Raw genomic sequence first — 21,565 nt, forward strand, 5'->3', positions numbered from 1 at the left:
TAATTAACAGAATTATCCACAAGCTGGTTTTTTTATGATTGCTTCTTTAGCTGTCTTGCAATACAATCTTATTCATTCAATTACTATTTGCTTTAAAAAACATCTAACCCTTTATTTATAAGGTCTTTGGATATATTTTTGTTATGACTACATGGAATAAATGCTTAAAAAAAATAAAAAAAAGTCTTTCGACGTTTGAATATAAGACGTGGATAAAGCCTATCTATGTAGACCAAAATAGTAACTTATTCACAATTTATTGTAATAATGAATATTTCAAAAAACACATAAAATCTAAGTATGGAAATCTTATTTTATCAACAATACAAGAGTTTCATGATGGTGATTTAGTCATAGAATATTCAAATAAAAAATTTTCTGGTGAAAAAAAATTAGAAGCTGTTTCAGCAGGACCACAGGCTAATTTTTTTAATAAAACTAATATTGAAGTTAAAGATGATGATCCTGAAGATCAAATAGAAGTTAAAGAACCTAAAAAAGCTCAAAAAAAGTCTTCTAAATCTTCATCACAAGAGTTATTTGGCTTTGATGAAGCTATGCTTATTACTGCAAAAGATGATGAACAATATTCTTTTGGTTTACCTTTAAAAGAAAAATATGTATTTGATAATTTTGTTGTTGGAGATGCAAACAAGATAGCAAGAGCAGCAGCTATGCAAGTTTCTATCAACCCAGGTAAATCACATAATCCTTTATTTATCTATGGTGGTAGTGGTTTAGGTAAAACTCACTTGATGCAAGCTATTGGTAATCATGCTAGAGATGTTAATCCTAATGCTAGAATCATATATACAAATTCAGAACAGTTTATTAAAGATTATGTAAACTCTATTCGTTTGCAAGATCAAGATGAGTTTCAAAGAGTATATAGATCAGCAGATATTCTTTTGATAGATGATATTCAGTTTATAGCAGGTAAAGAAGGTACAGCTCAGGAATTTTTCCATACTTTTAATGCTTTGTATGAAAATGGTAAGCAGATAATTTTAACTAGTGATAAATATCCAAATGAAATAGAAGGTCTAGAAGAAAGATTAGTATCGCGTTTTGGCTATGGTTTAACAGTTTCTGTAGATATGCCAGATTTAGAAACTAGAATAGCTATTTTGCTTAAAAAAGCTCATGATTTAGGGCAAAAGTTGCCTAATGAAACGGCTGCTTTTATAGCTGAAAATGTCAGGACAAATGTCAGAGAGCTTGAAGGGGCATTAAATAGAGTTTTGACAACCTCTAAATTTAATCATAAAGATCCTACTATAGAAGTTGCTCAATCTTGCTTAAGAGATGTTATAAAAATCCAAGAGAAAAAAGTAAAGATAGATAATATTCAGAAAGTTGTAGCAGATTTTTATAGAATTAGAGTAAAAGATTTGACTTCTAATCAAAGAAGTAGAAATATAGCTAGGCCAAGACAAATAGCAATGAGTCTAGCAAGAGAGCTGACATCGCATAGTTTACCAGAAATTGGTAATGCTTTTGGTGGTAGAGATCATACTACGGTGATGCATGCGGTTAAAGCAATAACTAAATTAAGACAAAGCAATACTTCTATATCTGATGATTATGAGTTGCTTTTAGATAAAATTTCTCGTTAAATATATATATTATTCATAGGGGTTTTAAAAAAATGAATTTTGTACTGAATAGAGATGACTTACTGAAGCCTTTACAGTCTATGCTATCTGTGGCTAATAGCAAAAGTACAATGCCTTTATTATCTTGTATTTTATTTGATATAGGTGATAATAATTTAAAAATTACAGCTTCAGACTTAGATACGGAAATATCTTGTAATATAACAGTTAGTTGTAATGAAACAGTTAAATTAGCATTAAATGCTGACAAAATTTACAATATAGTTAGAAGTCTTAATGATAATTCTATGATTGATTTTAGAATCATAGATAACAAAGTAACTATTATTTCTAATAACAGTACTTTTAATCTTATTTCATTAAATGCTGATAACTATCCACTTATTGATAATAATATAAGTGAACAAGCAAGTTTTGATATATCTCAGCAAGATTTTCATCATATAATTTCAAAAGTAGATTTTTCTATGGCAAATGATGATACTAGATACTTTCTTAATGGTATGTTTTGGGAGATAAACTCAAATCTTTTAAGAGCAGTATCTACAGATGGCCATAGAATGTCAATTACAGAGGCTATAATAGATAGTAAAGTTCTTGATAGTGCTAGTCAGTCGATTATCCCTAGAAAAGCTATATTAGAGCTTAAAAAGATTGTTGGTAAATCTGAAGAAACTATTAGAATATGTCTTGGTAAAAACTATCTTAAAGCAGAATTTGGTAGTTATGCTTTTATATCAAAACTTATAGATGGTCGTTATCCTGACTATCAAAAAGTAATCCCTAAGAATAACACAAAGCTTTTAGCAGTTGATAAGCAAGTTTTGAAAAACTCATTATTAAGAACATCAATTCTTGCAAATGATAAGTATAAAGGTGTTCGTCTTAATGTATCTCAAGGTCAAGTACTTTTATCAGCAAATAACCCTGATAATGAAAAAGCTGAAGATAAAGTAGAAGTTCAATATAGTGATAATGCAATGGAAATTTGCTTTAACTATAAATATTTACTAGACATAATTAATGTAATTAGTGAAGAAACAATGACTATTTATCTTGATAATCCTAATATGAGTGCGTTAATTAAGGATGAAAAAGATAATAGTTTATTTATCATTATGCCAATGAAAATTTAGATAATTTTACCTAAATAAATCTATAAAATAACTTCAAAATATTAATCACTTTTTATCTATATTATTTAATTTTCTGAGAAAAGTTTCATTGAAATAAATCTTTAGGGATAAATAATACAGCAATAAAAAAAGGTATACATAAAAACATTATGTAAAAGGCTGGAATTAAATAGTTTCCAGTAGCTGTAATTAATAATGTCATAATAAATGCAGCTGTTCCACCAAATAAAGAAACACTTATATTAAAACTTATCCCAAAACCAGTATTTCTATTTTTAACAGGGAATAATCCAGCTGTATTTGCAAATATAGGTCCGATCACAGCACCACTTATAATAGCTAAAGCAAAAATAGCAATAGATACTAATTGGTGGTTATTTATAATAGTTTGGTATATAGGTAAAGCAGCAATAAATAATATTATTGAAGCATATATTAAGACTTTTTTACCACCAACTTTATCAGCAATGTATCCAAATGAAATCGATGAAATCATTAATATAATTATGTTTAATGTACATATTAGTAATATATTTTTAAAATCATAATTTAGATAATGATTTGCATAGGTTGGCATATATGAAATGCCCATAAAAACTAGTACAGCTACTAATGATGATAAAAAGAAAGTAATAATCATATTATGCCAGTCATATTTAAGAGCATCAGTTATAGGATTTTTAACAGTAGCTTTTTTTGTTTGAAGTTCCAAAAAATCTTGTGTTTCTGATGATTTATATCTGATATATAGACCTGTAAGTATGATTATAAAACCAAAAATAAAAGGGATTCTCCAACCCCATTCTAGTATCTGAACATTGCTTAATAATTTCAATAAAACATAACTAATACTACTAGCAAGTAAAAGAGCGAAAAATGAAGAACTTATAAGTAAAGCTCCCGATAAATTTTGTTTATTTTTATTAGAGCTTTCTAAAATAAAAGCAGCAGCACCACCAATTTCTCCACCAACAGCAAATCCCTGTAAGATTCTGATAATCATAAGAAATATAGGCGCATATATACCTATTGAGGTATAAGTAGGAAGTATAGCCATAAGTAGAGTGGGTATACCCATAAGTAATAATGAGTAGAACAATATTTTTTTTCTACCATATTTATCACTAAAATATCCAAAAACCAATGCTCCTAATGGCCTAATAAAAAAGCCTAAAGCAAATGCTAAATATGTATATAGTAAAGCTAAGAAGTATTCTTGTTGTGGTAAAAATAACTTAGCAACTACTGGAGCAGCGAACATACCATACATATAAAATTCGTACCAGTCTGCTATATTTCCAGCTAATGCGGGTAATATGTTTTTTTTAAAATGATTTTTATCCATAAATTGTTCATCAAGATATTTTTTGATTTTAAGCTAATTGTAGCATTAGATTTTTTATTTAGCTGTATTAAAAGTTACAGCGATTTTTAAAAAAATAATAGCTGTTAAGCTGTCATGTTTAGAGTTTCTTTATAATAAAAATATTGATTATTTATTCATACTTAAGAATAATATAGCTACTTTTAAAAGTTAATATTTTATAAAAAATATGAAAAATACAAAAAAACCTAGTTTATTTACTGCTATAGCACTGAGTGTAGGTACTATGGTGGGCAGTGGATGGCTGTACGCATCATACTATGCATCTCAGGCAGCTGGAGCGGCATCAATACTTTCATGGATTATAGGAGCTTTTATAGTTCTTGTAATGGCTTTTTTGCTAGCAGAGCTTGCTGTTAAGTATCAAACAAATGGGTTATTTACACAATTAATAACTATATCTCATAATCAGCATTTTGGTTTTGTAACTGGGTTATCAAACTGGATGTTAGGACTTATTATCGTACCATCAGAAGCTATGGCTACGACGCAATATATTTCTTCGATATATAAGCCAATTACTCCTTATGTTTTTAGCGCTGGAGAACTTACTTTTTTAGGAGTTGTTGTAGTTGTTTTATTTATGTTGTTATATACATTAATAAATTATTGGGGAATAAAATCATTATCAAAAATAAATAACTCTTTAACTTCTTTAAAAATCATTATTCCTATAGTTACATCTTTGATAATTATGTTTGCAGCATTTCATTCTAGTAACTTTAGTGGTGATAATGTTAATTTTATGCCTAAGGGTGTAGGAGGTGTTTTTAACGCTATTGTTTCTTGTGGTATTTTTTATTCTTTTTTTGGTTTTCAGATGGCAGCTAGCTTCTCAGCAGAATTAGAGAATCCAAGAAAAAATATACCTATAGCTTTGGTTAGTAGTGTACTAATAGTATTGTTTATATATCTTTTACTTCAAATATCTTTTATAGGAGCAGTACCTGAGAAGATGTTAGCAAATGGCTGGGGAGGACTAAATTTTGAATCTCCTTTAGCACAATTAGCTGGTATATTAGGTATAAATGCTTTAGCTATAGTTTTGTATGCAGATGCTTTAGTTAGTCCATCAGGGACAGGTATTGTATACTTAGGTGGTAGCGCTCGTATGCTTAATGAGATGTCAAAAGCAAAACAGATGCCAGCATATTTTGCTAGTGTTACTAAAGGAGTTAATATTTCGCGTAGCTCACTTATATTTACATTTATTTGTTCTATAGTCTTGATATTTTTCTTTAGAAACTGGCAAATGATAGCATCTTTGACAACTACGTTTATCTTGGTTTCTTGTATTGCTTTACCTATTGCTTATGCAAAAATTAAAAGCAATAAAAATGATCCATTACCAATAAATTATATACCTTTTCCTAGAGTTGTAGCGTTTTTTGTATATATGGTTTTAACATATTTATTGATGATAGCAGGGGTACTTAATTTAATAGTGGCCTTGATACTTCATATAGTATTTTTTGTAATATATGCTTATATGGATAGCAAAGGAAATATGGCTAAAATTATAAAAGCTTTTGCTTCTTCATGGGCTATTTTTGTATATTTAGTTGTCGAATTAATACTTGGATTTGTATATGAGAATATTACTTCTTATGGTCTATTTGTTTGCGCATTTATAATTATCTCAGCAGGGCTATATATACTATTAGTAAATCAAAAAAATTATTATTCAAAATAAAAAATTTCTTATACTACTAAAAATAATTTATCCTGTTAGAATTTATTAATATGTAGAATAATAGTTTTTTACATATGAATCATATTTTATTTTCTTATCGTTTAGATGGTAAAGGCAGTGCAACACAGTTAGATTTTGATAGTAGGATTAATCGATTAGATAACGCTGATAAAAAAATTATTTGGACACATCTAGATGCTAAAAATCCACAAACTAAAAAATGGTTAAATAACGAACTAAACTCTTTAGATCCTTTTATTTCGGATGCTTTACTTGCTGAAGATGTAAGGCCTAGATTTACACAAATAAATGATGGTATGTTGATAATCTTAAGAGGTATGAATCCTAATAAAGATGATGTTCCTGAAGACATGATTTCAATAAGGTTATGGATAGATAAAAATCGTATAATTAGTACTCGCCTGAGGTCTTTAAATTTATTTGATGATATTAAGAAAAGTTTTAAAAATAATATAGGACCTAAAAATTCTGCTGATTTTATAACGACATTGATAGCTAAACTTTCTAACCGTATGGAACCAGTTTTAGCGGCACTTGATGATAAACTTATAGATGTAGAGGAGCAAACTATAGAGTTAACAGATAATGATTTAAGAGAGTCTATAGTTGAGTTACGTAAGCGAACAATAGTTTTTAGACGTTATATAATTCCTCAAAGAGATGTTATTGAACAATTGCGTTTAAGTAATTTAAGTTGGCTAACAAGCTCACATAAACGTTATTTAGTTGAAATATATAATTATGTTGTACGTTATATAGAGGATTTAGAGGAGGCTCGAGATCGTTTACAAATTGTAAAAGATGAAATTAGTAATACCTTAACAGATAAACTTAATAAAAAAATGTATTTTTTAGCTATTATTGCAGCTATATTTTTACCGTTAAGTTTTCTTACAGGCTTATTAGGTATCAATGTTGCAGGAATACCAGGTTCTCAAAATGCATACGCTTTTTGGATATTTTTAGCTATTTTATTAGCTATCGTAGTGTTTCAAATATCTCTATTTAAAAAATTGAAGTGGCTTTAATATTATTAATATTAAGGCTTTATAACCTTTATATTAAACTCTTTTCTTATATCTTTAAGAGGAATATCTAGATAATTATCATAATTATACCAATCCCATTTTTTAGACATTTTATAGGCTTTAAATGCTGCTAGTAGACATACTGGTATATATTTCAGCATTACTAAATATACTACAAATTTATATTTATACTTTTTAAGATAGCTATTGATAACTGTTTTATAATCTACAAATTTAAAAAATTCTTTATAGCCTTTTAGAGTAACGTTAGAGCCAACCAAAGTCCAAGTATCATTTATAGCCTCACCGCGAATTTCAAAAGGAATAGTGCCAAATAAAACATGAGTAATATCATGATTTTTAAACCATTTGCTAGCTTCATCATGTCCATCATTAGAATTTAGGAAAGGATAGTTTTTATTATATTCTTGTAAACCTTCATTTAAGGTAAGTTCACAATTTTGCTTTAGATATTTCATTAGCTATAGATTTGAAAAAACGATTTAGATCTAAGAGATATTATAGATTAAAAGTATAATAAAATACTAAAGAAAACTAGTCTTGAGATTCTTCATTTTTATTGCAACATTTTTTATCAGAATCTTCTTCATCACAAGATTTACTACATTGAAAACCACAACAATGACCACTTTTATGACATTTAGCAGCGAATAAAACTAAAATGATAGAAATGACAGTTAACCAAGTGTTGTCTTGTACAGATCCTGGGAAGATGCAAAGAATTAAAGTAATAATTTTCAGTGCTACAGCAACACCAAGTATAGTTAAAAATACTGCTAGGGCACATAATCCAAACTTTTTACCACAAGATTCATTTTCTTTGAATAGACACTTCATTTATATTCTCCTTTTATTTTAATTACACTTATATTTTATCAATAAAAATTAATCTAGCATAGAGAATAAAAATTCATATTTAGTGTCTAGTTATATAATTTAAACTAACAGCAGAAAGAATAATTATTAAAGATATCCAAACAGTTAAATTAGAAGGATCATGATTTATTAGAATACCAAAAATAACACCAAATAAAGGCACAAGATAATTAGTGAAAGATGTAAATACTGGACCAGCAAGTTTTATAAGAAAAGCATATAAAAAATAAACAATTCCTGCACAAAAAACACCTAAGTATAATAATGAAGATAAAGAGAATATTGAATAATGAATATTACTGTAATTAGGTCTAAATATAATTATCAATATGATTAATTGTATAGTTGATGCGATAAGAATATTTCTCGAGACTATTACAGGATTATCATGAAAACAGAATTTACTCAATAAAAGCAAAGCTAAAGCAAAAGATGTTGTTGCTATTAATATAGCTAATATTCCTAATATGTTAAAGGAGTGGTTTTGAGATACTAGATCAGGATAAAAAAGTACTATAAGTCCTATAAACCCAACAGAAATGCTTAGAGTATTTGATATAGTAATTCTTGATTTTACTATAAAAGGCCCTAGTAAAACTACAAAGAAAGGTACTGTTCCCGTTAGGATAGCCGTAATTGATGGGCTAGCAAACTTTTGTCCCCATGGTATTAGCATAAAAGGCATAGTAGCTTCTAAAAAGGCTATTAAAGAATATATAGCAAAATCTTTTTTAAAGGAATTTGATTTTAGTTTTAAAAAATAGCAAACACTACAAAGTACTATACAACCAATTGAAGATCTTGCTAAGGCTATTAATATAGGGGGAAAGTTCTCAATAGCTTCTTTTTGAAAAATAAATTGAGAACCCCAAATAAGTCCTATAGCTATTAATAGAGAATATTTTTTTAACATTTTTATTTAATATTATATTAAAGAGAGGTTAATTTTATAAAAAAATTCTCTATAACGCTAGTTTGAATAAAGATAATATGTTAGTTATTACTAAAGAAGTCTTGGTTATTTGTTGTTTTATTTGTAAGTAATTTACTGTGATTACTTTTTCTTAATGGAGCTGTAGAAAAGTGATCTGGTCTATGTTGGAATGTACAACTATTTAAAAATATTACTAAAAAAATAAATAGTAAGAGCTTTTTCATATTATATAATTTATGTATATATTAACTTAGTTAAATAATATCGTTTTGTAAGTTAATTTAATAGAGATTATTTAAAAAATAGCATCTTCGGTATATATAGCTTTATTAATTTACTAAAATAAATACTATGTTATAGAAATTATAATAAATTTAGAGAAGCTATAAAATTATGATGAATAAAGAATATCTATTAGATAACTACAAAAGGCCTAAATTAGAAACCCCAGATGGTAGCAAAAAAATATTGCTACATTCGTGTTGTGCTCCTTGTGCAGGTGAAGTTATGGACGCTTTAGCTGCATCAGATATTGATGTTACTATTTTCTTTTATAACCCAAATATTCATCCAACTGAAGAATATATTATTAGGAAAGAAGAGAATAAAAGATATGCTGATAAGTTAGGTATGGCATTTGTTGATGCTGACTATGACAAAGATAACTGGTTTAACTTAGCTAAAGGTATGGAAAATGAGCCAGAAAGAGGCATTAGATGTACAATGTGCTTTGATATGAGATTTGTCAAAACAGCTGAGTATGCAAGTAAGAATGGCTTTACTTTAATATCTAGCACATTAGGAATTTCTAAGTGGAAGAATATGGAGCAAATAAATACTTCAGGCAAAAAGGCCGCTTCTTTATTTGATAATATTAAATACTGGGATTTTAACTGGCGAAAGAAGGGAGGTTCTTATAGGATGTTAGAAATATCTAAAAAAGAGAAGTTTTATCAGCAAGAATATTGTGGTTGTGCTTATAGTCTTAGAGATACTAATAAATGGCGAGTTGAAAATGGCAAAGAAAAAATTAAAAGAGGGGTTAAATATTATTCAAATTAAATTTTGAATTATCTAAAAGAGTTTTATATAAGTTTATATAGTTAGAGACCTATAAAGATACATTCTAATATAGTTTTTAGAACTAATGTTTAGTAAAACTTATGATAAAAATAGATAGAAAAATGATTTACAGTTAATATTTTCTTATAACATTCATCATTTTAGATTTTTTGATAGCTGCTTGTATAGTTCTTACTTCTAGATAAGCTAGAAGTTTTTCAGATCTATATTAAGGAAATTAGATAGACTTAACGTCGAATGCTTCTTTACCTTTATTACCTTCTCTAATTTGGAAGCTTACTTGTTCGCCATCTGAAAGTGTATCATTTTGTATATTAGATATATGTACAAAAACATCTTTAGATAAAGATGGAGATGTTATGAAACCAAAACCTTTTGCATCATTAAAGAACTTAACAGTTCCTGTTACTTCATTACTCATTATTTATTCTCTTTCGTTTAATTGATAATTGTAGATATTCTTGATTAGAAAAATTGATATTTAAATTTTATGATTACTCAGAAAGATTAAAAAAAGATTTTTAAAATACGTCTAGATAAATCTACAACATTGATACTACTATAATTAATTACATAAAGATACTAAAACTATAAATTAATAGTCAATCTTTTAAAAATATACTTATTTTCATTTATGAAAAATTAATCTATTTTTGAGATTTTTAAGGTTAAGATGCTAACTGCATTACTGGAGGAGGGAAAGATCCGCTAGAAACTTGACCTAAAGCACCATAGCTAAAACCAGTTGAAGTTAAGCTTAAAATTACTACTGTTGTTAATATTACTTTTTTCATTTTGATGATATCTCTTATGTATATAAATTTTATACAGCTATTATGATCTTTGAATTAACTAAAGTAAAATATATAGATTTTATTAAATCGATAATAATAAGTTATATAACTCTGAAATATTTATACTTTTCCTATATTTTTTGCATTTTTTATCATTGCTGCAGCAATTAAATATTATATATAGCATTTTGGAAACTCTATAAATAGATATAGAATTTAAGAATCTTTAAACTACTTAGATATAACTTCTCTCTTTTCTTGTTTTATAGATGGGAATACTTCCATGATATCTACTTGTCTAAACTTAATTATAATATCTGCATTCTCTTGAAGAGACTTAACAATATCTGAGTTTTTATCATTTGCTAATATATTAACAACGATTGAAGAGTTTAATCTTAAAGTAGTATTATCATTTTGTATAGTGTTATATACTAGGCCAATTTCATGACCGACAGTGTTTTGTAAGCTATACCAAAGGTCTTTAATATTAGCCTTAATAGAATCTCTAGTAACTCTATATAAAATATCTGACAAATGAGACTCAATCATACAGTTATATTCTCGCGGCTTATAATACTTATTTATTAGATCCTCTAACTCTTTAACTTCTTTACTATTTGTAAGAACACTAAATTTTTTTATCATGAATTATCCTTTTTTTAATAAATTAATAATTAATAATATAAATAGTTTTGGTAGATCTCAAAGTTTTAAACTCTTATTAAAATAATTATTGATTTTTGATTTAATTTAAAACATACTTATAGGCTATTTTTTTGAAAAATAGAGTTTTATTAAAAAAGGTCAAAGATAATATCATACTCAAGTAGTAATTAGTAATAAAAATTTAATATTTCTCATTTTTAAACTTTTTTGATTATTTTATTTTATTATTCTCTTTGAATTAACTACGGAGATAAAAATATGATTAAAAAGATTATAGCTGCTGGGTTATTATTAACTATAGCAATAACTTCAACATTTGCAACTGACCAATTAAGTATACGTATTCCAGATATAAAACAGATTATACCACCTCCTCCAAGTCCTGGAACATTATTGTATCAAAATGACATGGATATTTCTCATGCTAGTTTTTTTGTTAAAAATACTAATAGATATAAGCTTGCTCAATCAGATGCGAACTACTCGCCAGAAGGCTTTGCTCAAGCTTTTGAAAAAGCGTTTGGACATTCAATAAGCAAAAAAGAAACTCCTGCTATTTGGAATATTCTAAATCAATTAGAAGTAGCAGAGGGGGAGTTCACTAAACCAGCTAAGCTTTTCTATCATCGTACTAGACCTTTTGCATATTTTCATGAAAAAGCATGTGTGAAAACAGATAACATTCATAGATCATATCCATCTGGTCATACAACTATAGGATGGGCAATCGCTCTTACCTTAAGTGAAATAAATCCATCGAGAACAGATCAGATTATGAAAAGAGGTTATGAGTTTGGTCAAAGTCGAGTTGTTTGTGGAGTTCATTATCCTAGTGATGTCAATGCTGGCTACCTAGTAGGAAGTATTATGTTCTCGCAACTACAAACTAGTCCAGAATTTCAGCGAGAAATTGAACTTGCTAAACAAGAAATTTTGAAGTAATAATAGCCTATTAAAAATGGCACTTAATTTACTTTTATTATAAGACGCTAAAACCTATATTTTGGTTTGGTCATTTCTTTTTATAGTGTAAAAAACTAATGGTAATATAAAGATCAAATATTTTTAGTTGGTATAGGGTACTCTATAAATGGTATCTTTTTGAAAGTCACAATTTTACTAAATTATCTTCCTCTTGATAATCGACTTTTAAATGGCGGCGGGAATTGAACTAAGTACATAAAAACATTGATAAATATAGGTTTATAAAAATAAAAATTATCTCAATGTACGCCTCAATGTACACTGGTGACTAAAAAGGGGTATGGTTTTGGTATTTTTATGATTGCTGCAGCAACAAAACATCATTATATATTGTGATACTTGATATCTTAATATTCTACGTCTATTCTTAAATTATCTAATTAAGCACTTTCTAGGTAGGCCAACCGAAAGACATTACCCAAGTGTTTGGGAGTGCTTAATCTATTGGGACACTGTGGGAGGTGTGTTTTGTCAGAACCAATACGTTTACATGGATATAATTGGTTAGATATAGATAAAAACCGAGGAGAGCATTGGTATCCAGAAGTATCAAAGAAAGAATTAGAAGACTGTATAAAAGTATCAAAAAACCTTTTACATAATATACCCTTAGAATTTATTCGCTTCTTAGAAGAAGATAGGTTTGAGTTTGTAAAAAGTATACATAAGACCTCTTGCGAAATACTACTTCAGAGGCATTTTATTTCTAAGTAGGTATTTTCTTTTTAGAATCCGTTTTGTAAATTAACTATTCCAGCCACTAAATTAAACCTAAGATTAGCTTTTTTACCAAAACTTCTATAGGTTTCACCCAGTATACGAAACTTTTTAATTTCTGCAATTTTATGCTCAACATAAATCCTAATCTTACTAAGCCATTTATTATAATTCTTCTGCTCTATACTTAAAGAACCTCCTTTGGGCTTTTTATAGGGGAGTTTTACTTTAGTAGATTCATTTTGAATACCTTGGTAGCCATTGTCACAATATTTATCAACATCACGAGCTAATTTATCTGATTTTCTGCGAACAGTTATATCATGAACACTGCCTGGATAAACCTTCGAAACATTAACTATTTGACCTGCTTCACTGATAGCTATTTCTACTTTCTGTGTATGGCTTTTTTTCTTCCCTGAATAGTTAGCCTTTCTTCGTTTTAATTTCTTAGGTCTCTGGATTGGCTGTTCTGTTGCATCTATTAAAAGTCTTTCTACTTTTTGATTAGTCATGCTTCTATCTTTTTTTATATGTATTTCTTTAACTAGTAGTAACTCTACTCGTCTAATTAGGCGATTTACATTTGATTCATCTAATCCTATCAAGTAGCCTAAAAATTCTTGTGTCATATAGCAACGATAATATATTAAAACTAACAATAATCTATCTGCATGATTATCAACTTTTGGCTTTCTGCCAATCCTTGGAAATCCTTCATCTAAGGATTTTGAGGCATCGGTTAAGATTTTATTGAAATGTTTTAGTTTTAAACCTGTTAGTTTTCTAAATATTCTGGCTTTCTTTGACAATATTGCGTAGCTTATTTGCATTTTTATGGATCTCTTAAGCAATCTTTCTATATATATGGTGAATAATTAGTATTTCGCAAGAGGTCTATAGCTATATGCTTAATTTAAGAGTCATCTATTTTAGACAAATGGGTATAGTTGAGAGATCAGCAAAAACATCAAATAAAGATAAAAAAAGAATTGTACAGAAAATAAATAAAAAACTAGATAGCTTAATTACCGACTATAATGAACTACAAAATGTCTCAAATACTTTAAATAGTTCTGTTAGCTGCACAATGACAGTCAGAACTGAAATGTTAATAGAAGATTGCATAAAACAAAAAGAAAAAATATCTGAAATATTTGAAGAATGTAAAGAAATGTTTAATACAAGAAGAATCTTGGATGAAAATGTAAAAAGAGAAGTTATATCAATATTAAATATTGTTTTTAATGATTTTTTCATGGATGAGTTCATAACTAAGTCTAGATATAACTCAACAAACCTTAAGAGATATCCTTTTTTTGAATTATATACATATATATGTAAAAGCTACTTGTTATTAACTATAAGTCAGGATTGCAATATTTTTCAGTCTTTTAGAAAAGATAGTAAAGGACATTGCTTTGATGATTATAAAGTTATACATCAATATGAGTATTAATTTCTATCATAAAAAAAATGGGAAACTAAAAGCCTAAGATTTTATCTATTTTAATATCTAAACTTATCTCACACACAACATACAGACCATACAGATTATTCTAAAATCCTATGTTTGTATGCTGAGTTATCTTTGATCGTTGGCCGACATTAAAGAAAATAATTTGTTTAATGAAACATCAGAGTTTAATGGAGATAAGTAAATGACTGATTTAGATAAAAAGATAATTAGAGTAAAACAAGTATCTGAGCTTACAGGATTAAGTAGAACATCTATTTATAGGCTTAGTAGCTTTGGACAGTTCCCTAAATCAATAAAGCTATCAGCTTATACTACTGGTTGGTTGGTTAGTGAAGTCGAAGCATGGCTAGATTCTAAGATTCAAGCTAGAGATGCGGAGGTGTAGAGATGAATATAACTATATCAAAGCACTTAATAGGTAATGAAAGTATCAATAGTATTGATGCTAGAAAACTACACCAAGAGCTAGAAATTAAAAAAGATTATTCAAATTGGATTAAAGATCAAATTAAGAGAGCAAGGCTAGTTAAAGATAGAGACTACTTAGTTTACGCCCAAAAAGGCGAAAACCTCAAAGGTGGTAGACCAACTAATGAATATATCCTTACATTAGATTCAGCTAAGCATATTTGTATGATATCTAGTACAGATAAAGGTTTTGAGATAAGAGATTATTTTATCGAGTGTGAGAAAAAGCTAGCTCATCAAAATAAATCAATATCTAAAATACAAGCTTTACAAATGGCTTTAGATGCTGAAATTAAATTAGAAGAAGCTAATAACCTTATTGAGCTACAGAATCATAAAGTAGAGTATTTTGATGCTCTTGTAGATAAAAACTTACTAACTAATTTTAGAGATACAGCCAAGGAGTTACATTTAGGGCAAAAATACTTAATTAATTCATTGATGGATAAGGGTTATATCTATAGAGATAAAAATAATGATTTAAAGCCTTATATACAATATGTACCTAAGCTATTTGAAATTAAAGAATGGAGTAATAGCAAAAAAGCAGGCACTCAAACTATGGTAACACCTAAAGGTAGAGAAACCTTTAGATTATTATTAAATAGTGAGGTAGTTTAATATGACTGCTTTACAAAACATCAATAATCTTTTATCATCATTCTTGTTAAAGGGCGTGAGAACCCAGAAAGCGAGTAGTGATGTTGCCACTAATAAGAGCAATGATAAAGTGAATTGTAATAATAGCCATGATGATATAGATAATACTGTATCTATCAGTTGCGGGCTTTATTATGCACTTTTAAGATATGTTAATCAATATATCTATCACACGGTGAAACTCTTTTGTTTTATCGGGAGGTGTAGGGAATACAATAGCTACTTCGGTAGTAAATACCTACAGCTAGTCTCGTTTCTAGTTCTCAACCGCCCCGATACTTTGAGAAAAAAACAAAACGAGGAATATAGCCATGCTTTATAAACAAATCCATATTTTAAGAAACTTTTTTGAAACTAAGTCAAGACAAGATAAAAACTATATCTTTTCACTTGATACATTTGTAGATTCAGATGAAACATCGGGTATCTTGATGGTAGAGCTTGATAGTATTATCGAGTATATAGGTATTAATGAAACTATAGATAATTTAGTAGCTGGAATTAAGTTTTTACAATATAACTTCACTTATAAGAAACAGCTAGTAAATGGCTATGAGAAGACATTTATCTGTATAGACTATCTTAATGCTTATTTAGTCCAAATTCTTAACTATCTACATAGAAACAGCCTAGATGATTCTAAGCTTATTAGTCTAATAGAAAACCTTGATAATTTAATACTTAATACATGGGATAACGATGTTCTTCAAATTAGAAAAGTATTTGAGAGCCTTAATATCACATATAAACCAGAAGAATATAAATATGATGGTTATCTAGATTCTATGACAGGTTTAATTAAGACATTCTCTAGTAGAGTATAGGAGATTAAGGCAATGGAAAATAACACTTTACAGGTGGATAATTTTATAGATCAGAGCCTTAAATCTCTAGAGCTAGATTATACCACACTAAAAGAAGCTGAGACTATTAAGTGGGATGTTGAGCAGTTAAATCAACTTAATAGAAAGTACTATGATAATAAGATATCTAAAGACCAATATGAGAGGTTTAAAACGAAGTATATTGATAGTATAGATCACTTTATTATTGAGAGTATTAAAAGTCAGCTATCTACTGAACAAAGTACGCAGTTAGAGAGTATTGATAATGCTATTGGTCTATATGAGTTAGGAGAGCGTGTATATAAAGCTAGAAAGGATGTATATAGCCAAATCTCATATAAGAATATAAGAGCTGTATCTTGGGATGAATTAGAGGAAATGGAGCTTAAAGAGAAAAGCTTTATTTTAGAACCTTTAATTAGGAAGCAAGACATCATAATGATTTATGCTAAACAAGGAGTAGGTAAGACTCAAGTAAGTACGGGTATAGCATGGGCTATATCAAGTGGTACAGAGTTTTTAGGTTGGAGTGCTACTAGGCAATATAAGACATTGTTTATAGATGGTGAGATGCCAGCCATAACTATTAGAGAAAGAATTAGAAAACTAAATGTAGATAATATATCTAATAGCAATCTTAAGTTTATAAGTAATGATACTTTAATAGATGATCAGTTGATGCCAGACCTTTCTACTTCGGATGGTCAAGAAGCTATAGAGTCACTTACTAACTGGGCTGATTTTATCGTTTTAGATAATTTGGCTACCTTATGTCGCAGTGGTAAAGAAAACACTACAGAGGCTTGGAGAAACACTCAGAGCTGGCTTTTAAACTTAAGAGCTAAAGGTAAAACTATCCTAGTTGTAGATCATGCTGGTAAGAATGGAGATAATAGAGGGGCTAGTGCTAAGAAAGATGTATTAGATACAATAATATGTTTGAAAGAGCCTGCTAATAGAGAAGATAAGAATAATACTCACTTTATTATCAATATTGAGAAAAACCGTAATGCTAACCATATAGAAAGCATAGAGGCTTACCTAGATAATAGTGGTACTTGGAATATATCTAGTGCTAAACAATCTAGAAATGAACAGATAATCTCTCTTTGTGTGGAGGGCTTAAATCAAAGAGAAATAGTAGAAGAGATGGGTTGTAGTTTAGGTACAGTTAATCGTGTTATTAAAGCTCATAAACAGCAGAAAGAATACATTAAAAAGTAGTTTGTTCAATTTTTTTGTATCTAGACACGTTGAACATTGAACATTTGGCTATTTTCTTATAACAAGCGGTTGAACATTTATTGAACATGGTATAGTTGCTGCAGCAACAACGCCATACAAATAAAGGATCATAGCCTTATATCTAGTTGAACAGTCACTTGAACATAAATTGAACAATCTTGTTCAATTTCTTGTTCAATCAAGGGTATAAAAATGAACAAAGTTGAACACGATTTTAATTAGGTTGAACATGAGGTTTAAAACATGAATAAATACACTTTGATAAATGAAATATTAGGAGATATTAATCTTAGTTTCTTAGACTATAAATTTATAGATACTATGATCTATTTTGAAAGTGATAAGACTAAAAGAGAGATACTTAACCAGTATAAAGAAATCTATCAAGATGAATTTAATAAAACCGCCTTAGAACATCAAAAAGAAAGTAACGGTAAACATAAGGCTAATATATGGCTTAGAGAGTTGATAGCTGGTAAAAATAATAATTAATCCTGTCAGGTTTATTAATTAATAGAATAATTTAGTTAGGTTTGCTAAATTTATTTATTATTTAATTAGTTTATAAATAGATGGATATTGGAAACTTTATAAGCATAGTAGCTATAATTGTGACCCTTTTAATAGCCTTCTCTCGTCCTTACTTAAATAAAAGTGGTTTCTTTTTTACAAGGATTAGGGTGACTGAAGAATTAAAAGGAATACATGACTTTTATGAAAGGCTAGACAAAAATACTAATCAATATATTAAGTTAATGATGAAAACTAAAATAGATTTTATGTTATCTGACTTACTATATAAAGAGCTAAGATGTTCTATAAATAACTTAGATCAGATACAAAAAGTAAATAAAATGCTCGAAAAAATAACCTTAAAAGAATTTTCAAAGCTACTCATTTCTAAAGCTTTAATCATTGGTCCTAAAGACATTACTATTGTTAAATATAATAAATTAATATGTGGTAACCTAAAGAATGTTATATTTGCATTTATATCACTTTTTATAATGGTTTTATTGTTGATGTTAGGTATATATTTAATTAACTTTATATCTGTTTCTCAAGATACTTCAGCAAAATTCGTTGGATTAGGATGTATTGTTATGGGCTATTTCTTTGAATTATTAGCAATTAGAGCTGAAGCTAAATATCTTTCTAGAAAGAAGTATATAAAGATAATAAAGAAGAATAAGTTATCTAATATATTAAATGACTAATATTTAACTAATATAAATAAAAATAACTCTTAAAATCCTACAAATTCATCTAAATATATACTACATATATAGTCAAACACTATACAAATTGCACTACATACACTTGCAATGGTTATACAAAATAAAGGATAAATATGAGGAATATGAGAGAAATAGCTTGGGAGTGTGGTTATAAATTACCTACCAATGCAGAGACTCAACCAATGGCTTTATATAACTGGTTTGAAAAGACTAAATATATTGTTAGAACTAGTGATACTAGCTTTGTATTTGGTGATAAGCGAACAGGTGAGATATATAAAGTTGCTAATGGTGAAATAGTAGAACAAGACTTAGGAATAATGAGATGAGAGAAGAAAACCATACTATAGAGTTTAAAAGTAAAACGACACCTATAAATGTAAGAATAGATGAAAACGAATTACAAACTCTAAAGAATACAGCTAGTCAGCATGGAGTAGGTTATAGTGTGATAGTTAAGTCATTGATTTACAAATTTAACAGGAATCTTATTAACTTTTTATGATGGGGATATTATCGGGTATATTCTTAAACTTATAAAACTCTTAAAACATTGATTATATAAGCAACATAGCTATATTTTATCTTGTAATTTAAGCGGACATTAAACAACTTAATTATGGGGAGGTTTTGGGGAGGATATAATACTAATATCATTGCAATAATCATACTAAATTTTTACTAAATTTTTGCTAAGGATAATTGGCTTACTACCTTAATATTTCCCTAAGGATAACGGCAACATTACGGCAACCAATATACTAAGGTTTTACTAAGGACTTAGCATTAATATTGTACAAGGATTATACAAGGTTTTAACAAGGGTATAACGACAATAATCTATGGTAAGGTTTAGATAAGGGTAATAGCGATATTTTAACGATTGTTATAGTAAGGTTTTCCAAAGGGTAAAAGAATTACTACCCTAAGGTTTCCCTAAGGATAATGGTTAGGTTTTGGCTAGGGTAACGGTGATATTAGGGCGATGATTACCCCATGTTTCCAGTAGGGTAAAATATAATATTGAGTACCGAGGTTTTGACTAGGTTTTGGAACGCTATAAAAAAGGAAATAATACTGAGGTTTTACTAAAGGCAAGTTGAATATTTTAAAATAAAAAGGAAACAGTGGTAACATAGCTGTAATGTTTATTATATAAAGGCTAACGAGACTTTAGAAATTAAAAAAGAAACAGTTAATCAATAGGTTTCTTTACGTTATAAAAAAGGAGTTTTGGCATACTATAATAAAGGGAAATCAAACGCAGTTATTTAGTTGCTGCAGCAATTAACTTATATCTTGCATTCTTATTACATTAGCATTTTCTTTAATATGATCTATATAGTCAGCCCATAGCTGTAGCATCTCAGCTCTTTCGGTTAAGAAGTCATTTTTATCATATATATTATCTATCTTATCGCCTTTTAAATGGCTAAGTATCATACGTACAGCATCATCACACCAATTATGCTTACTTCTTATATTACTTATATAAGTTCTAGCTGTCTTTCTAAATCCATGAGTATGTTGTTTAGGCTTATCTATGCCATTAAACTTTAAATTCTCTCTAAGGGCTTTACTCAAGGCCTCAATAGTTACATGTTTATGCTTTGATCTAGTAGAATGAAATATAAACTCTCTATTGGCTGTATGTATCTTCATACTTTGAATAATGTCATAAGCTTGCTTACTTAATGGTTGCCTAAAATCAGCTCTACCTTTCATCTTCATTTCTTCACCAGGTATAACTATACACTTATTATTTTCATCTAAGTAGGACCACTTCAAACCAACTATATTTGATGGTCTTAAAGCTACATAAGGGGCTAATTGCAATGCTCTAATAGTTGATATATCACCATGATTAAAATTGCTTATATCATTCATTAGCTGACTAAATGTCTTAGTGTCATCTATAGGGTCTACAAATTTAAATCCTTGAGTTATTATTGGCTTAGTTTTAGCTTTTAGCGCAGGATTATTCTCAGTTAGTCCCTCATCTATAGCATGTTCAAATATTTGAGATATTAGAGTTTTGATATTTTTTCCATTGTGAGGAGTATATTCTTTTAATAAATTAGTTACATGAGTTCTTTTGATGTCTGATAAGCGATAGTTTTTAAAAGCTGGTAGTAGAGTATTTTCTAAGATTCTATTATTCCTTTTATAAGTGTCATAAGACTTATAACCATTTGGTTTGTCAGGGTGTCTACTTTCAAGGTATTCTATAGCCATGTTCTGAAAGTAATCTTTATCTTTTAGTTTAGAGTTTTCTCTTTCTATTTTAGGATTCTTACCTAAGGCTAATATCTTATTATAGTTTCTAGCCAGCTCTCTAGCTTCTGCTAAAGATATATCTTGGTATTTACCAATGGTAAAACTATCGGCTTTTTTATTTAGTTTAAATCTATATAACCATGAATGTACACCGCTAGATCGAGCTATAAACCAAAGATTGGTACAGTTATCATCACTATATCTCTTTTCTTTATCTTTAAGCTCTTTGACTTCTTTCGATTTCTCTATAAATTGCTTACTTAATTTAGCCATCGTTGTACATTGAGAAGTGATTGTGTCTATAAATGTACACCACAATGTACACTCAAAACAAGGATTAAATGGTTTGGATGGCACTGTATGGGACAGTGTAATTGATTGTGTTTGTTGATTTTA

At 28.5% G+C, this 21,565-nt stretch carries 25 protein-coding genes; 16 read left to right on the plus strand and 9 right to left on the minus strand.

Going from position 1 to position 21,565, the window contains the following annotated elements:
- Positions 1-143: 143 nt before the first annotated feature.
- Both dnaA and dnaN read left to right on the plus strand, forming a co-directional pair.
- On the plus strand, positions 144-1,616 hold the full coding sequence (gene dnaA / locus F7310_RS00005) for a chromosomal replication initiator protein DnaA (protein WP_072711034.1): 1,473 nt from the start codon (positions 144-146) through the stop codon (positions 1,614-1,616).
- A 32-nt stretch (positions 1,617-1,648) separates the two neighbouring features.
- Entirely contained in the window at positions 1,649-2,752 is a 1,104-nt protein-coding gene (gene dnaN / locus F7310_RS00010) for a DNA polymerase III subunit beta (protein WP_072711035.1), read from the plus strand.
- A gap of 85 nt (positions 2,753-2,837) precedes the next feature.
- On the opposite strand, the gene F7310_RS00015 is transcribed toward dnaN, so the two are convergent.
- Entirely contained in the window at positions 2,838-4,097 is a 1,260-nt protein-coding gene (locus F7310_RS00015) for an MFS transporter (RefSeq protein WP_072711036.1), read from the minus strand.
- Between the two features lie 208 nt (positions 4,098-4,305).
- On the opposite strand from F7310_RS00015, the gene F7310_RS00020 reads away from it, so the two are divergent.
- Positions 4,306-5,829 carry an APC family permease gene (locus F7310_RS00020; protein WP_072711037.1) on the plus strand — a complete coding sequence of 508 codons (1,524 nt, stop codon included), beginning with the start codon at positions 4,306-4,308 and terminating at the stop codon, positions 5,827-5,829.
- A 74-nt stretch (positions 5,830-5,903) separates the two neighbouring features.
- Positions 5,904-6,878 (plus strand): zinc transporter ZntB, encoded by a 975-nt coding sequence (locus F7310_RS00025; RefSeq protein WP_072711038.1) that lies wholly within the window; start codon positions 5,904-5,906, stop codon positions 6,876-6,878.
- 11 nt (positions 6,879-6,889) lie between these two features.
- Here F7310_RS00025 and F7310_RS00030 read toward each other — a convergent pair whose 3' ends face one another.
- The 3 genes from F7310_RS00030 to F7310_RS00040 form a co-directional block, all read right to left on the minus strand.
- Positions 6,890-7,357, minus strand: a complete 468-nt coding sequence (locus tag F7310_RS00030) for a hypothetical protein (RefSeq protein ID WP_072711039.1) — start codon at positions 7,355-7,357, stop codon at positions 6,890-6,892.
- 76 nt (positions 7,358-7,433) lie between these two features.
- Positions 7,434-7,736 (minus strand): hypothetical protein, encoded by a 303-nt coding sequence (locus tag F7310_RS00035; RefSeq protein WP_072711040.1) that lies wholly within the window; start codon positions 7,734-7,736, stop codon positions 7,434-7,436.
- A 79-nt stretch (positions 7,737-7,815) separates the two neighbouring features.
- On the minus strand, positions 7,816-8,688 hold the full coding sequence (locus tag F7310_RS00040; protein ID WP_072711041.1) for a DMT family transporter: 873 nt from the start codon (positions 8,686-8,688) through the stop codon (positions 7,816-7,818).
- Positions 8,689-9,102: 414 nt separating this feature from the next.
- Between F7310_RS00040 and F7310_RS00045 the strand changes: the two genes are divergently transcribed.
- Entirely contained in the window at positions 9,103-9,771 is a 669-nt protein-coding gene (locus F7310_RS00045) for an epoxyqueuosine reductase QueH (RefSeq protein ID WP_072711042.1), read from the plus strand.
- A 238-nt stretch (positions 9,772-10,009) separates the two neighbouring features.
- On the opposite strand, the gene F7310_RS00050 is transcribed toward F7310_RS00045, so the two are convergent.
- The 3 genes from F7310_RS00050 to F7310_RS00055 form a co-directional block, all read right to left on the minus strand.
- Complete coding sequence (locus F7310_RS00050; RefSeq protein ID WP_072711043.1) at positions 10,010-10,213, minus strand: cold-shock protein; 204 nt, start codon at positions 10,211-10,213, stop codon at positions 10,010-10,012.
- A 247-nt stretch (positions 10,214-10,460) separates the two neighbouring features.
- Positions 10,461-10,586: a hypothetical protein gene (locus tag F7310_RS10775; protein ID WP_257786352.1), complete on the minus strand. Its 126-nt coding sequence runs from the start codon at positions 10,584-10,586 to the stop codon at positions 10,461-10,463.
- A 231-nt stretch (positions 10,587-10,817) separates the two neighbouring features.
- Complete coding sequence (locus F7310_RS00055; RefSeq protein WP_072711044.1) at positions 10,818-11,234, minus strand: hypothetical protein; 417 nt, start codon at positions 11,232-11,234, stop codon at positions 10,818-10,820.
- A 279-nt stretch (positions 11,235-11,513) separates the two neighbouring features.
- Here F7310_RS00055 and F7310_RS00060 point away from each other — a divergent pair, with 279 nt between their 5' ends.
- Entirely contained in the window at positions 11,514-12,197 is a 684-nt protein-coding gene (locus F7310_RS00060; protein ID WP_084645141.1) for an acid phosphatase, read from the plus strand.
- Positions 12,198-12,707: 510 nt separating this feature from the next.
- A complete protein-coding gene (locus F7310_RS00065; protein ID WP_072711045.1) occupies positions 12,708-12,953 on the plus strand; it encodes a hypothetical protein in 246 nt (81 codons plus the stop codon).
- A gap of 11 nt (positions 12,954-12,964) precedes the next feature.
- On the opposite strand, the gene F7310_RS00070 is transcribed toward F7310_RS00065, so the two are convergent.
- On the minus strand, positions 12,965-13,789 hold the full coding sequence (locus F7310_RS00070; RefSeq protein WP_072711046.1) for a transposase family protein: 825 nt from the start codon (positions 13,787-13,789) through the stop codon (positions 12,965-12,967).
- 74 nt (positions 13,790-13,863) lie between these two features.
- On the opposite strand from F7310_RS00070, the gene F7310_RS00075 reads away from it, so the two are divergent.
- The 9 genes from F7310_RS00075 (at position 13,864) to F7310_RS10630 (ending at position 19,397) form a co-directional block, all read left to right on the plus strand.
- Complete coding sequence (locus tag F7310_RS00075) at positions 13,864-14,415, plus strand: hypothetical protein (protein ID WP_145951706.1); 552 nt, start codon at positions 13,864-13,866, stop codon at positions 14,413-14,415.
- A gap of 202 nt (positions 14,416-14,617) precedes the next feature.
- Complete coding sequence (locus F7310_RS00080) at positions 14,618-14,821, plus strand: helix-turn-helix transcriptional regulator (protein ID WP_072711048.1); 204 nt, start codon at positions 14,618-14,620, stop codon at positions 14,819-14,821.
- A gap of 2 nt (positions 14,822-14,823) precedes the next feature.
- Positions 14,824-15,525 (plus strand): antA/AntB antirepressor family protein, encoded by a 702-nt coding sequence (locus F7310_RS00085; RefSeq protein ID WP_072711049.1) that lies wholly within the window; start codon positions 14,824-14,826, stop codon positions 15,523-15,525.
- 350 nt (positions 15,526-15,875) lie between these two features.
- Positions 15,876-16,388 (plus strand): hypothetical protein, encoded by a 513-nt coding sequence (locus F7310_RS00095; RefSeq protein ID WP_072711051.1) that lies wholly within the window; start codon positions 15,876-15,878, stop codon positions 16,386-16,388.
- A gap of 12 nt (positions 16,389-16,400) precedes the next feature.
- Positions 16,401-17,633, plus strand: a complete 1,233-nt coding sequence (locus F7310_RS00100; RefSeq protein WP_084645143.1) for an AAA family ATPase — start codon at positions 16,401-16,403, stop codon at positions 17,631-17,633.
- Between the two features lie 264 nt (positions 17,634-17,897).
- Entirely contained in the window at positions 17,898-18,146 is a 249-nt protein-coding gene (locus tag F7310_RS00105; protein WP_072711052.1) for a hypothetical protein, read from the plus strand.
- Positions 18,147-18,226: 80 nt separating this feature from the next.
- Complete coding sequence (locus F7310_RS00110; RefSeq protein WP_072711053.1) at positions 18,227-18,871, plus strand: hypothetical protein; 645 nt, start codon at positions 18,227-18,229, stop codon at positions 18,869-18,871.
- Between the two features lie 143 nt (positions 18,872-19,014).
- A complete protein-coding gene (locus F7310_RS00115; protein WP_236939873.1) occupies positions 19,015-19,221 on the plus strand; it encodes a hypothetical protein in 207 nt (68 codons plus the stop codon).
- The gene (locus F7310_RS10630) at positions 19,218-19,397 is read left to right on the plus strand and encodes a CopG family antitoxin (protein WP_072711055.1); all 180 of its coding nucleotides are present in this window, start codon (positions 19,218-19,220) and stop codon (positions 19,395-19,397) included. Before F7310_RS00115 ends, F7310_RS10630 begins: the two co-directional genes overlap by 4 nt.
- A 782-nt stretch (positions 19,398-20,179) precedes the next feature.
- On the opposite strand, the gene F7310_RS00125 is transcribed toward F7310_RS10630, so the two are convergent.
- Positions 20,180-21,442, minus strand: coding sequence for a tyrosine-type recombinase/integrase (locus tag F7310_RS00125; RefSeq protein ID WP_072711056.1), 1,263 nt, complete (start codon positions 21,440-21,442; stop codon positions 20,180-20,182).
- Positions 21,443-21,565: the final 123 nt, after the last annotated feature.

This window comes from Francisella uliginis, from assembly GCF_001895265.1.
Lineage (GTDB): Bacteria > Pseudomonadota > Gammaproteobacteria > Francisellales > Francisellaceae > Francisella > Francisella uliginis.